Source organism: Pseudomonas sp. AP3_22 TE3818 (assembly GCF_053628995.1).
In genome coordinates this window covers 2,898,940-2,911,371 of the sequence record NZ_JBRJHL010000001.1, presented here as the reverse complement: position 1 = coordinate 2,911,371, position 12,432 = coordinate 2,898,940, and the positions used below count along the sequence as shown (strand labels likewise).

Here is a 12,432-nt window from a genome sequence, read left to right as displayed (position 1 = left end):
CCACCCATGATTCTCGACTACAACCTGATCTGGGAAAACCTGCCGCTGTACTTCAACGGCGCCTTGTTGACCCTCAAAGTCCTGCTCATTTCCCTGGCTCTGGGTCTGGTGTTGGCGATTCCGCTGGCGCTGATGCGGGTATCGCGATCGCCGCTGATCAACTTCCCGGCCTGGCTCTATACCTACGTGATTCGCGGCACGCCGATGCTGGTGCAGTTGTTCCTGATCTATTACGGCCTGGCGCAGTTCGAAGCGGTGCGCCAAAGCGTGCTCTGGCCGTACCTTTCCAGCGCCACCTTTTGCGCCTGCCTGGCCTTCGCGATCAACACCAGTGCCTACAGCGCAGAGCTGCTGGCCGGTAGCCTGAAATCCACCAACCATGGCGAGATCGAAGCCGCCAGGGCCATGGGCATGTCCCGCCTGACCCTGTACCGGCGCATTCTCATGCCGTCGGCCTTGCGCCGGGCACTGCCGCAGTACAGCAACGAAGTGCTGATGATGCTGCAAACCACCAGCCTGGCCTCCATCGTCACCCTCGTCGACATCACCGGGGCGGCGCGGACTGTCAGCTCACGGTTCTACCTGCCGTTCGAGGCGTTTATCACCGCCGGCCTCATCTACCTCGCCCTGACCTTCATTCTGGTGCGTCTGTTCAAGCTGGCCGAGCGCCGCTGGCTGGCGTATCAGGCACCGCGCAAGCACTAAGGAGCTGACATGGAGCACATTCAATACCTGTTGCCGTGGAGTGCCTCGGGCACCGAACGCACGCTGTCGCTGTTCCGCTTTGGCAGTGGACCACGCAAAGCCTACATACAGGCGTCATTGCATGCCGACGAGTTGCCGGGGATGCGCGTCGCCGTGGAACTCAAGCGCCGTCTGCTGGAACTGGAGACTCAAGGCCGCCTGACCGGGGTGATCGAGTTGGTGCCCATGGCCAACCCGATCGGTATCGCCCAGATGTTCCAGGCCACCCATCAGGGGCGCTTTGAGTTCTCCAGCGGCAAGAACTTCAATCGCGACTTCCCGGAGTTGGTCGATGCCGTTGCACCGCTGCTGGAAGGCAAATTGACAGACGATGCCGACGCCAACATCGCCCTGATCCGCCGCGCCATGGGCGATGCCCTCGCAGCCATGCCGGCACCGGCCTCGGAACTCGACGGCCTGCGCCGCCTGTTGCTGCAGCATGCCTGTGACGCCGATGTGGTGCTGGACCTGCACTGCGACTTCGAATCGATCATGTTGCTGTATGCGATGCCGCAACACTGGCCACGCTTGCAGTCCCTGGCCGCGCGCCTCGGCGCGCAAGTCACGTTGCTGGCCGAAGGTGCCGGCGGCAGTGCCTTCGACGAAGCCTGCGCCATTGCCTGGCTGCGCCTGGCCGAGCGGTTTCCCGAAGCCGATATTCCCCTGGCGTGCGCAGCCACCACCATCGAATTGCGCGGCATGGCTGACACCGGGCGCGAACAATGCGTCGACAGCGCCCAAGCCATTCTCGGCTATCTCGCCGAACAGGGCCTGATCAGCGGTGACTGGCCAGCGGCACCACCGAGCCGTTGCCAGGCCATGCCATTCGCCGGCGCCCAGTACGCCTGTGCGCCCCATCCCGGCGTGGTGAGTTTTCTGCAACCGCTGGGCGCCCAGGTCAAGGTCGGCGATCCGCTGTTCGAGGTCATCGACCCGCTGACCGACCGCCATAGCGTGGTAAGCGCCAGCACCGACGGCATTCTCTATGCCCGCGAACGCCTGCGTTTTGCCCAGCCTGGGTTGTGGCTGGCCAAAGTGGCAGGCGTCACCCCCATTCGCCAGGGTCGCTTGCTCAGCGACTGATTCCAGAGAGTTCAAACCATGTACAAACTTGAAGTTCAGGACCTGCATAAAAGCTACGGCGCACACCAGGTACTCAAGGGCGTGTCCCTGCAAGCGCAGGCCGGCGACGTGATCAGCATCATCGGCTCCAGCGGCTCCGGCAAGAGTACCTTCCTGCGCTGCATCAACCTGCTGGAGCAACCCAATGCGGGCGATATCGTGCTCAATGGCGAACCGCTCAAGCTGGTGGCCAACAAACTTGGCGGGCTGAAAGCGGCCGAACCCAGGCAGTTGCAGCGCATGCGTTCGCAGCTGTCGATGGTGTTTCAACACTTCAACCTCTGGTCGCACATGAGCGCTCTGGAAAACGTCATGGAAGCCCCGGTGCATGTGCTGGGCCAAGGCAAGAAAGAGGCACGGGAAAAGGCCGAGCACTACCTGGACAAAGTCGGTGTGGCGCACCGCATGCACGCCTGGCCAGCGCACATGTCCGGTGGCGAGCAGCAGCGCGTGGCGATTGCCCGCGCACTGGCGATGGAACCGCAAGTGATGCTGTTCGATGAGCCGACGTCGGCCCTCGACCCCGAACTGGTCGGCGAAGTGCTCAAAGTCATGCAGGATCTGGCACAGGAAGGCCGCACCATGGTGGTGGTGACTCACGAAATGGGCTTTGCCCGCGAGGTTTCCAACCAACTGGTGTTCCTGCACAAGGGTGTTGTCGAAGAGCGCGGCGACCCGCGTGAGGTGCTGGTCAACCCGCAGTCCGAACGCCTGCGCCAGTTTCTGGCCGGGAGCCTGAAGTAAGACCACCACCCGCCCTCTGCTCGGCGCTGCCCTGACCAGGCAGGCTTGGGATACACTCCGGCCAAACCTGTCAGGGCATCAGGCACAGCCCTTCTCTCACCTTCAGGAAACGTTGAGCCGGATATGCCAACCCCATCGAAAGACACCACCGTCTATGCCGCGCCGGTCATGCGCAAACTGACGGAAATCGTTTCCGAACTGCCACCGTCACTGCGCAAGGTGGCGGACTTCATCCTGCGCCATCCGCTCAAGGCTGCGACGCTGACCATCGAGGAGATGGCTCACGAAACATTGACCTCGCCCGCCGCCGTCAACCGCCTGGCCAAAGCGCTGGACCTCGGTGGCTACAGCGGCATGAAGGCCGAACTGGTCGCAACCTTGCAGCAGATGGTCTCGCCGGTGGACAAACTGCGCAACGAACTGGCCCATCGCCCGGGCGGCGCGTTTGGCCTGCATGAGCAACTGCAGAGCGCCAGCAGCAACCTGGCCACGGCGGTGGCCAACAACCACGCCGACACCTTTGAAGCCTTCGTCACTCGTCTGACCACGGCACGCAAAATCTACATCCTGGGGTTCGGCAACAGTGTTTACTTCGCCGGCCTCGCCGCATCGACCCTGATGCCCTTCTGTGCCGAAGCCACGGCCATCAGCATGGAGGGAGGCAACGAAAATGCCGCGTACCGCCTGGCCGCGATCACCGATCAGGACGTGTTGCTGGCGATCTCCCTGCCACGCTACTCACTCGACACCCTGCAACTGGCACGCTTCGCCAACGAACGCGGCGCCTCCGTGCTGGCAATCACCGACTCACCGGCCTCACCGCTCACCGGCATTGCCGAGCACACGCTGTTTGCCCCTTGCGACCACCCGGTGCTGACCAGCTCCAACATCGCCGTGCTGGCCCTGATCGAAGGCCTGGTGGCCGGTGTGATGGCGCGTAATAAGGAAGCGGTCAAACTGGCAACCGAACTGACTGAAAGCGTGATGTCGTACCTGCACATTCCAGCCAGCGGTAAACCTGCGAAGAAGTGATTACGTTGTGGATTTGCCTTGCAGACCTGGGCCGTCACTGACAGCCATGGGTTGAATCCACAGTGGTTTTCTGCGTCTCGCGACCGGTAGAAAACGGCCAAAAGCTGCCATTTGTAATGGCTAGCTATCGAGCAACATCAGGCGTTCAAATCATCCACTAAAGACCGTGCGCGGCGATGAACATGGCGACGGCCGACCGGCAATAGGATTCGATTTCGTTGTCGTCCTCTGCTCTCGCCTCATCGAAGCGCGCGATAATCAGGAGATCGGATCCTTTGAAAAGCGCGGCAAACAAGCGGGCGGACTGGAGAGGATCGGGCACGTTCAGAACCGCCTTCGCGTGCAACTGACGCAACAGGGCCTCGATTTGGGCGATGACATAGGCGGGGCCGGCTTCGTATTGGCGCTTGCTTAACGACTTTTGATTCGTCTTGTCGGCCATGATCATGGCTTCGACACTCCGCACATCCGGGCTCAACAGCGTGCGAAGCAGGGTTGATCCCACCGCCATGAGCTGATCTTCGGCCGAACCGTCGAAGCCTTCAAAAAGAGCCTGTGGTGCAAACTGCTGGCAGTGGGCCGCGATGGCCGCGCTGAACAGCGCCTCCTTGTTCTCGAAGTGCCGATAGATGCTTAGCTTGGATATCTTCGCCCGCTGGGCGACCTTGTCCATGGTCGTCGCTTGAAAACCCAATTCCACAAAAAGTTCGCACGCGGCGTCGACTATTGTTTGGCCAAGCGCCTCGTTGGCGGGCCGGCCGCGCCGGCCCTGACTGTTTTCGCTCATAAAAAAATTCCAGTACTTGACAGTATTCTAATTCTTGAATTATGGTACTTCAAAGTATCTTAAAAGTGCAAGCCAATCTCCCTTCATCCACAGACGGAGCCCATCACCATGAATGACGTCATCATCATCGGCGGCAGCTTTGCCGGGCTTGCCGCCGCCCTGCAGCTTGGCCGTGCCCGCCGAAAGGTCACCGTTCTCGATACCGGCCTGCCGCGCAATCGCTTCGCCGACCACTCGCATGGCCTGCTCGGCCACGACCACAAGCCACCGCTGGAGATCCTGGCAGAGGCGCGGCAGCAGCTGGCGCGCTATCCCACGGTCAGGCTGGTCACTGCCCGGGCCGAGAGCATCTCCGGCGCCATCGACGATTTCTCCGTCCTCACTGGCGATGGCGAAAGCCTCAAGGCGCGCCGCCTGATCCTGAGCTATGGCGTCGCCGACCAGATGCCTGAAGTTCCCGGCTTTGCCGAAGGCTGGGGCACCTCCATCGTGCCCTGCCCCTATTGCGACGGCTTTGAAGTTGCTGGCCGGCATTGGGGCCTCGTCTGGTCCGGCCCGCCGTCGCACAACTACGTCAGGCTATACCACGACTGGACCGACACATTGACGGTCTTCGCCAATGGTCACGACATTCCACCCGACATCCGGGCCGATCTGGCGCGCCGCGGCATCCCTGTCGTCGATGGCCGGATCACCGAAATCGACCATGACGAGAGCCATAACACCACCGTCAGGCTCGACGCCGGCCCCCCTGTCGCGGTCGACATTCTGTTCGCGCATCCGCGCAACAAGCCATCCGCAAGCCTGCATGAATCGCTGGGCCTCGCCACGGTCGATACGCCCCTGGGCATCGCCCTCAAGGTCGACGAGCGCCGCGAAACCAGCATGCCCGGCGTCTACGCCGCCGGCGACCTCGCCAATCCCCTCATGGCCTCGGTCACCACGGCATCATGGCAAGGCGCGATGGCGGGCATCTTCGCCCAGCAGTCGATGCTGGTTTGAGAGCACAGATTCCCTTCTTCGGTTGTCGCAGGCTTCTAAAGGTTGCGCCATTGTAGAGGCGGGTTTGGTCGAGACGATGCGCGCCTTGGCATCGGTTCAGCCTCCCCTTGCCTAGTTCAAAGGGTAGCTAGTTAGGAACGAATCAAAACGAGGAGATGTCATGACAGAGCAAAATGCCTATCAGGTCGCCGACTGGAATGGCCAAAGCGGAGAGTACTGGGCCGCCAATCAAGCCCGGCTCGACGCCATGTTTGCGGTGTTCGGCCAGGCCGCGATAGAAGCCGCCGCGCCCGCGACGGGTGAGCGCGTGCTGGACGTCGGCTGCGGCGCGGGCGCGTCGAGTCTGGCTCTGGCCGCCCGTGTCGGCCCGGGCGGCCATGTGCTGGGTGTGGACATATCTGAACCGCTGATCGGCCGAGCGTGCGCGCTTGCGCCACAGGATACCCCGGCCCAGTTCCAGGTAGCCGACGCCAGCAGCCTCGAACTGCCCGAGGGCGCGTTCGACATCCTGTTCTCGCGTTTCGGCGTGATGTTTTTCGACGATCCGACAGGGGCGTTCGCCCATATGCGACGCGCGCTCCGGCCGGACGGACGGGTCGCTTTTGTCTGCTGGCGCGGCGTGGCCGAGAACGATTGGGTCCGCCTGCCGATGGGCGCGATCAAGGGCATCGTCGCGCCGACCGCACCGCCCGATCCCGAAGCGCCCGGCCCATTCTCGTTCGGCGACCGGGGACGCGTGACACGCATCCTGACAGCGGCCGGCTTCACCGATATCGCTATCGCGCCCTTCGATGCATCCATCCCGTTCGGCGAGGGCGGGACACGGGAGGCTGCGATCGACGACGCGGTGAAAATGGCGTTCGAGGGCGGCCCGCTGTCACTTATGCTCGCTAATCAGCCCGACGACATCCGCGCCCACGCCTCGGCCGCGGTTCGCGCCGCCTTCGCGGGCCTCCCCGGCGAGCGGTCGGTGATGATCGACGGCGCGGCGTGGATCGTCATGGCACGCAATCCGGCAGCTAGCAGCTGTTAACAGGGATGACGCCCCCGCTCAGCGGAGTGGGGCAACTTTGGCTAATCAGATTGATGTCCCTTTTGGCTTGGTGATCCGTCCCTGGCAAAAGCGAGCACTCGCTAATGGCCCAAATCGGCCGATTCTGTCTGTCGCCACCGTCAGCTTTGGGTTGTGGATTGCGGCCCTTCGTGGCAGGCAGCAAGTGGCCGATTTCTGCCTGTCGCCACCGGCAGCTTAGGGTCGAAAGTAGCCCTTCGTGACAGGCAGCAGTCGGCCAAAAGCTGCCAGTGGTAACGGGCTGAAAACGGCCAAAAGCAGCCAGTCGGTTGCTGTACTGGCGTTAGTACTCGAAATTATTTTTCACGCCTGGAAAGTCGAATTACTCTCTCGGCACTGCTGTCAGAAATCCCCCTTGTGAAGTCTGTCTCCCCTGGGCACCCGCCATTGAACGCCGGTGCCTTTCTTTCGCAGATTAACGGGCAGCTACTTGAGACTTCCGGCCAGGAACTGCTGCAACCGCTCGCTTTGCGGCTGCTCCAGCAGCGTGCCTGGCGCGCCCGACTCCTCCACCCGCCCCTGATGCAGAAACATGACGTGGTTCGACACCTGCCGGGCAAACGCCATTTCGTGGGTGACGACCACCATCGTCCTGCCCTCTTCGGCCAGTTGCTGCATGACCTTGAGCACCTCACCCACCAGTTCAGGGTCAAGGGCGGAGGTCGGTTCGTCGAACAGCATCACCTCGGGTTCCATCGCCAGCGCACGGGCAATGGCCACCCGTTGTTGCTGGCCGCCGGACAAATGCACCGGGTACTGGGCCTCGACTTTTTGTGGCAGCCCCACCTTGGCAAGGTAATGACGCGCCCGCTCCAGTGCCTGCGCCCGACTGATACCAAGCACGCTCATCGGGCACTCGATGATGTTTTCCAGCACGGTCATGTGGCTCCACAAATTGAAGTGCTGGAACACCATCGACAACCGACTGCGCAGGCTCCGCAGCTGCCCGGGGTCAACCACACACAACTCACCCCTCGAGTTTCTGCGGGTGAGCAACTCTTCGTCATTGACGACAATGCGCCCGGCCGACGGTTGTTCAAGATGGTTGATACAACGCAGGAAGGTACTTTTCCCGGAGCCGGAGGAGCCGATGATGCTGATCACATCACCCGCCCTGGCCTTGAGCGAAACCCCTTTCAGCACTTCATGGTTGCCGTAGTTTTTATGGATATCTTCAACGATCAATTTATACATTCGAACAAATCCGATAGGGGTCAGTGCGTGCGCGGTTTGAGGTAGGCCAGCCAATGCAGTTCGCCGCGTCGAAACAGCCAGATCAGGAAAAAAGCACAGGCGGCGTACAACACGCCGGCAATGCCAAAAGCAGTGAAGGATGCATAGGTCGCCGAGTTGACATCCCGGGCGATCTTCAGCAAATCGGGCACGGTGGCGGTAAAGGCCACCGAAGTGGAATGCAGCATCAGGATCACTTCATTGCTGAAAAACGGCAGCGCGCGGCGCAACGCCGACGGCAGGATAATCCGCCGATAAAGCGTGAACCGGCTCATTCCGTAGGCACTGGCGGCCTCGACTTCACCATGGGCGGTCGCCCTGATAGCGCCAGCAAAAATCTCGGTCATGTAGGCGCAGGTATTGAGCCCGAACGCGAGCACCGTGCAGTTGAAGCCGTCACGGAAAAACGCGTTGAGAAAGTCCTGGGACCGCACCACATGCAAGCTGTACACCCCGGTGTAGAAAAACAGCAGCTGGATGTACAACGGGGTGCCACGAAACACGTAGGTGTAGCACCAGACCGGCAGGCGCAGCAGCGGGTTGCGGCTGACGCGGGCCATCGACAACGGCACCGCCAGCAAAAAGCCCATCGCCACCGCCAGAATCAGCAGCCACAAGGTCACCACCAGCCCGGAAAAGTGCGGTCCGTCACTCCACAGGTAAGCCTGCCAGTAACTTTCGAGAATGGCGGTCATAGCGCAGCCTTCCTGACGCCGACCGAGTAGCGGCGCTCAAGCCACAGCAACACGCCATTGGAGACCGTGGTAATGGCGAGGTAAATCAGGCCGCCGACCAGGGTGAAGTAAAAGAACTGCATCGAGCCCTTGCCCGCATCCTGCGTGGCCTTGACCACATCGGTCAGGCCGATGATCGACACCAGGGCCGTCGACTTGATCAGCACCTGCCAGTTGTTGCCAATGCCCGGCAAGGCGTGGCGCAGCATTTGTGGAAAGAGGACCTTGCGAAAGGTTTCCCCACGGGTCATGCCGTAAGCCCTCGCCGCTTCGATCTGCCCCGCCGGGACGGCCTGGAAGGCGCCGCGAAATGTCTCGGTAAAGTAGGCCCCGTAAATGAACGCCAGTGTCACGACACCGGCCAGAAACGGGTCGATGTCGATCTGGGTGATGCCCAGCCAATCGGTCATCCGGTTGAGCAACATCTGCAGGCTGAAGAACAGCAGCAACATGATCACCAGGTCCGGCATGCTGCGGATCACGGTCGTATACCCCGCCGCCAGTGCGCGCAACAATCGATTGGACGACAACTTGGAACTGGCGCCAATCAGCCCGGCCAGGACGGCGATCAGCAATGAACAAAGCGCCAGTTTGACGGTAGCCAGGGTGCCCAGCAGGATCTGCGGGCCAAAACCTTCCAGAAACATCTCACTCTCCTTGTTGTTAGGGTGAGGTGAAGGGCGCAACAGAGCGCTCGAACGAGCGCCCTGCTCAAGGTCACGACGACGCCTTACCTAGCGCCGTAGACGTCGAAATCGAAGTACTTGTCGTTGATCCGCGCGTAAGTACCGTTGGCGAGAATGGTTGCCAGGGCTTTGTTCAGGTCTTCGCGCAACGCGACATCTTCCTTGCGCAGACCAAGGCCATCGCCGACGCCGAAGAAGCCCGGGTCCTCCAGGGTGGCACCGGCAAACTCATAGTCCTGACCCGCCGCTGTTTTCAGGAAGCCGTAGCTGGCTTGAATGGCACCCTGCAACGAGGCATCAAGTCGCCCCACTACCAGGTCGGCGTACACCTGGTCCTGATTCTGATAGGAAAGAACGTCCACGCCCTTGGAACCCCAAACCGCTTTGGCATAGGACTCCTGGGTCGAGCCCTGCTCCACACCAATGCGCTTGCCCTTGAGCGATTCGAGGGTCGGCTGTAATCCCGATCCACGTTTGGCCACCAGGCGTGCCGGTGCATTGGACACCTTGTCGGTAAACGCAATCTGCTCAAGGCGTTTGGGGGTGATGGTCATCGAAGACGCCACCGCATCGAACTTGCGCGCCAGCAGTGCCGGGATCATCCCGTCCCAACTGCTTTCCACCCAGACGCAGCGGGCTTTCAGTTCGGCGCACAATGCTTCGGCGATATCGACCCCGAAGCCGGTCAGCGTGCCATCCTGGTTCTTGTATTCCAGCGGTGGGTACGTCGGGTCCACTCCCAGCTTCAACACTTTGCCGGACCAGTCGGCCGCCACCGCCAGGCTCGAGGCCGTCAGGAACACCAGGGAAACGGCTGCAATCATCTTGTTCATTTTTATGCCTCTCAGACCGTAGATTTTTTACCGACACAACGGGTGAACATGCGCCGTCTCAACTCAGAAAACGTTCGACCAACTTGACCCAATAGCTCGCGCCTACCGGCAGGCAGCCGTCATTGAAGTCATAGCCGGGGTTGTGCAGCAGGCACCCGCCTTCGCCCTCGCCGTTGCCGATCACCAGATAGCTGCCAGGGCACTTTTCCAGGACAAAGGCAAAGTCCTCGCTGGCCGTGAATGGCCGCAAGTCATCGATCAGGTGTTCATCTCCCAGCCACTCGCGGGCGACTTCATGGGCAAATGCCGTCTGTTCTGGATCGTTGATCAACACCGGATGGCAATGCTGGTAATCGATGTGGACCCGGGCGCCGAAACTCTCGGCCTGGCCCTTGACCAATTCGGTGATCCTGACCTCCAGCAACCGGCGAACCTCGGGGGTCAGGGCGCGTACGCTCAGGCTCAAATCGGCGCTGGACGGGATGACGTTCGAGGCGCTCCCGGCATGCAGGGAGCCCACGGTGATGATCGCCATCTCCTGCGGGTTGACGTTGCGCGAGACGATGCTTTGCAGGGCCATCACGATCGAGGCGCCGACCACCACCGGGTCGACGGCTTTGTGCGGCACCGCGCCATGGCCACCGTTGCCGATGATCTTGATGTTCACCGTGTCGGCAGACGCCATGAACGGTCCGCTGTAAAAACCCAAATGCCCGACGGGGTAACCCGGCACGTTATGCATGGCGAAGATCGCGTCACACGGAAACCGTTCGAGCAGCCCGTCTTCCAGCATTTTCCTGGCACCGCCCAGTCCCTCTTCCGCCGGTTGGAAAATCAGGTGCACGGTGCCGTTGAATGCCCGTGTCCGCGCCAGATACTGACCCGCCGCCAGCAGGATAGCGGTATGACCGTCATGACCGCAGGCATGCATGACACCGTCTATCCGGCTGGCATAAGGCAAACCGGAGGTTTCCTGGATCGGCAACGCATCCATGTCGGCGCGCAGGCCAATGGACCGACCCTCGCCATTTTTCAGGGTGGCCACGACCCCGGTCTTGCCTACCCCGGTGCTGACCTCAAAGCCCCACTGAGTCAGACACGCGGCAACCCGCTCACTGGTGGCGAATTCTTCAAAACCCAACTCAGGGTGCGCGTGAATGCTGTGACGTATCGCGATCATTTCATCTTGCGTCGCGGCAATACCAGGCAGGACCAAACCGGCATTCATGAGTGTTCTCCTTCGACAGGGTTGTGCGGCAGCGAAAGCGCTGTTGGGCTCGATCTTAGGGAACTGGCGCTGGGCTGGGGAGGCGCAGTTTGGTTATGATGACAACCATGAGTTGTCACCAGGGTGAGCAGATGAAACTGCATCAATTACAGGCGCTGATTGCCAGCGCCGAAACCGGCAGCATTCGCGCGGCCGCTCGTTCGCTGGAAATTTCCCAGGCTGCGGTGACCAAAGCGCTGCGCGAGCTGGAAACCAGCCAGCAGCTACCACTGTTTACCCGAACCTCCAGCGGTCTGAACTTCACCGAATACGGCAAAGTGCTGCTGACTCATGCCCGACTGGTGATCAAGCAACTGGAGCACGCGCAGACCGAGCTTGATCACATGCGCGGGAAGGCCCAGGGCCGGCTCTGCGTCGGGATCACCCCATGGGTCGCCCTGACCTTCCTGCCCGAAGTCGTATCGGTTTTTCGCGAGCGTATGCCACAAATCAGGCTGGAACTGTTCGAGAGTCTGATGGCCGTTGCCCAACCGCTGTTGCGCGACGGCAGCATGGACTTCGCGATTGGCCAACTCCATCCCACCCAATCGACCCAGGAGTTCGCCTGCGAAACCTTGCTCGATTACCAGACCTCGGTGCTGGTCCGCGAGGGTCACGCCCGACAGCATGCGCGATCGATCCACGAGTTACTGGAAGAAAACTGGACCCTGAACTACGCGCCGGACGGGCACGATGGGCTGATGCAGGAACTGTTCTGGAAACACGGCGCGCAGATTGACGAAAATCGAATTGTGCGTGCTCATTCACTGGCCATTTTGCAGATGATGGTCGAGCGGGCCGACATGTGCACCTGGGGGCCTTCGATCGTGAGCACAGCCCCGCCATTTCTGGGGCGTCTGGTATCCCTGGGGCTGGCCGAGCAGTTCGAGCCCCGGCAGCTGAGCATCGTGACGCGCCGCAATGGCGCACTGAGCAATCCGGCAGTCTGCTTCACCGAGTGCCTGTTGCAGGTCATTCGGCGCCATGCGCGCTCGGCCAAAAAAGAAGACCGCGCGCTGTTTGAAACCTTGCGGCTGCGGTGAGGTGAACCTGGCCGCGCTCAAGGCGTCATCGCAGACTATTCTTGATCTGGGTAACCAACCGGTCGCACCGAAGGAGGCCATTCGTTTATGCACTGTGTCCTTTTCAAAATCCGCTGATCCAACGGTCTGGGGC

At 61.1% G+C, this 12,432-nt stretch carries 13 protein-coding genes; 7 read left to right on the top strand and 6 right to left on the bottom strand.

The features are described 5' to 3' along the window. The first annotated feature begins 6 nt into the window (after positions 1-6). The 4 genes from AB7M25_RS13140 (at position 7) to AB7M25_RS13125 (ending at position 3,642) form a co-directional block, all read left to right on the top strand. Positions 7-705 carry an ABC transporter permease gene (locus AB7M25_RS13140; RefSeq protein ID WP_015094766.1) on the top strand — a complete coding sequence of 233 codons (699 nt, stop codon included), beginning with the start codon at positions 7-9 and terminating at the stop codon, positions 703-705. A gap of 9 nt (positions 706-714) precedes the next feature. Continuing rightward, entirely contained in the window at positions 715-1,827 is a 1,113-nt protein-coding gene (locus tag AB7M25_RS13135; protein WP_429393039.1) for a succinylglutamate desuccinylase/aspartoacylase family protein, read from the top strand. 18 nt (positions 1,828-1,845) lie between these two features. Beyond that, positions 1,846-2,610 (top strand): ABC transporter ATP-binding protein, encoded by a 765-nt coding sequence (locus tag AB7M25_RS13130; RefSeq protein ID WP_454237417.1) that lies wholly within the window; start codon positions 1,846-1,848, stop codon positions 2,608-2,610. A 123-nt stretch (positions 2,611-2,733) separates the two neighbouring features. Beyond that, a complete protein-coding gene (locus tag AB7M25_RS13125) occupies positions 2,734-3,642 on the top strand; it encodes a MurR/RpiR family transcriptional regulator (RefSeq protein WP_454237416.1) in 909 nt (302 codons plus the stop codon). Positions 3,643-3,799: 157 nt separating this feature from the next. On the opposite strand, the gene AB7M25_RS13120 is transcribed toward AB7M25_RS13125, so the two are convergent. Further along, positions 3,800-4,429 carry a TetR/AcrR family transcriptional regulator gene (locus tag AB7M25_RS13120; protein WP_429384496.1) on the bottom strand — a complete coding sequence of 210 codons (630 nt, stop codon included), beginning with the start codon at positions 4,427-4,429 and terminating at the stop codon, positions 3,800-3,802. A gap of 108 nt (positions 4,430-4,537) precedes the next feature. Between AB7M25_RS13120 and AB7M25_RS13115 the strand changes: the two genes are divergently transcribed. Then, the gene (locus tag AB7M25_RS13115; RefSeq protein ID WP_429384498.1) at positions 4,538-5,431 is read left to right on the top strand and encodes an NAD(P)/FAD-dependent oxidoreductase; all 894 of its coding nucleotides are present in this window, start codon (positions 4,538-4,540) and stop codon (positions 5,429-5,431) included. A gap of 160 nt (positions 5,432-5,591) precedes the next feature. Beyond that, positions 5,592-6,464: a class I SAM-dependent methyltransferase gene (locus AB7M25_RS13110; RefSeq protein ID WP_429384500.1), complete on the top strand. Its 873-nt coding sequence runs from the start codon at positions 5,592-5,594 to the stop codon at positions 6,462-6,464. Between the two features lie 465 nt (positions 6,465-6,929). Here the strand turns inward: AB7M25_RS13110 and AB7M25_RS13105 are convergent, their stop codons facing one another. The 5 genes from AB7M25_RS13105 to AB7M25_RS13085 form a co-directional block, all read right to left on the bottom strand. Then, entirely contained in the window at positions 6,930-7,697 is a 768-nt protein-coding gene (locus AB7M25_RS13105) for an ABC transporter ATP-binding protein (RefSeq protein ID WP_150716988.1), read from the bottom strand. 20 nt (positions 7,698-7,717) lie between these two features. Further along, positions 7,718-8,431 (bottom strand): ABC transporter permease, encoded by a 714-nt coding sequence (locus AB7M25_RS13100; RefSeq protein WP_429384505.1) that lies wholly within the window; start codon positions 8,429-8,431, stop codon positions 7,718-7,720. Beyond that, entirely contained in the window at positions 8,428-9,117 is a 690-nt protein-coding gene (locus tag AB7M25_RS13095) for an ABC transporter permease (RefSeq protein WP_429384507.1), read from the bottom strand. Before AB7M25_RS13095 ends, AB7M25_RS13100 begins: the two co-directional genes overlap by 4 nt. Before the next feature lie 83 nt (positions 9,118-9,200). Continuing rightward, the gene (locus AB7M25_RS13090) at positions 9,201-9,980 is read right to left on the bottom strand and encodes an ABC transporter substrate-binding protein (protein WP_454238352.1); all 780 of its coding nucleotides are present in this window, start codon (positions 9,978-9,980) and stop codon (positions 9,201-9,203) included. 67 nt (positions 9,981-10,047) lie between these two features. Further along, entirely contained in the window at positions 10,048-11,217 is a 1,170-nt protein-coding gene (locus AB7M25_RS13085; protein WP_454237415.1) for a M20 aminoacylase family protein, read from the bottom strand. A gap of 131 nt (positions 11,218-11,348) precedes the next feature. Here AB7M25_RS13085 and AB7M25_RS13080 point away from each other — a divergent pair, with 131 nt between their 5' ends. Then, entirely contained in the window at positions 11,349-12,299 is a 951-nt protein-coding gene (locus AB7M25_RS13080) for a LysR substrate-binding domain-containing protein (RefSeq protein ID WP_429384515.1), read from the top strand. Positions 12,300-12,432: the final 133 nt, after the last annotated feature.

Coding starts and splice junctions, on each gene's coding strand:
- AB7M25_RS13110 (WP_429384500.1), top strand. CDS start 5,592: ATGACAGAGCAAAATGCCTATCAGGTCGCCGACTGGAATGGCCAAAGC.
- AB7M25_RS13135 (WP_429393039.1), top strand. CDS start 715: ATGGAGCACATTCAATACCTGTTGCCGTGGAGTGCCTCGGGCACCGAA.
- AB7M25_RS13120 (WP_429384496.1), bottom strand. CDS start 4,429: ATGAGCGAAAACAGTCAGGGCCGGCGCGGCCGGCCCGCCAACGAGGCG.
- AB7M25_RS13140 (WP_015094766.1), top strand. CDS start 7: ATGATTCTCGACTACAACCTGATCTGGGAAAACCTGCCGCTGTACTTC.
- AB7M25_RS13130 (WP_454237417.1), top strand. CDS start 1,846: ATGTACAAACTTGAAGTTCAGGACCTGCATAAAAGCTACGGCGCACAC.
- AB7M25_RS13090 (WP_454238352.1), bottom strand. CDS start 9,980: ATGATTGCAGCCGTTTCCCTGGTGTTCCTGACGGCCTCGAGCCTGGCG.
- AB7M25_RS13100 (WP_429384505.1), bottom strand. CDS start 8,431: ATGACCGCCATTCTCGAAAGTTACTGGCAGGCTTACCTGTGGAGTGAC.
- AB7M25_RS13125 (WP_454237416.1), top strand. CDS start 2,734: ATGCCAACCCCATCGAAAGACACCACCGTCTATGCCGCGCCGGTCATG.
- AB7M25_RS13095 (WP_429384507.1), bottom strand. CDS start 9,117: ATGTTTCTGGAAGGTTTTGGCCCGCAGATCCTGCTGGGCACCCTGGCT.
- AB7M25_RS13085 (WP_454237415.1), bottom strand. CDS start 11,217: ATGAATGCCGGTTTGGTCCTGCCTGGTATTGCCGCGACGCAAGATGAA.
- AB7M25_RS13115 (WP_429384498.1), top strand. CDS start 4,538: ATGAATGACGTCATCATCATCGGCGGCAGCTTTGCCGGGCTTGCCGCC.
- AB7M25_RS13105 (WP_150716988.1), bottom strand. CDS start 7,697: ATGTATAAATTGATCGTTGAAGATATCCATAAAAACTACGGCAACCAT.
- AB7M25_RS13080 (WP_429384515.1), top strand. CDS start 11,349: ATGAAACTGCATCAATTACAGGCGCTGATTGCCAGCGCCGAAACCGGC.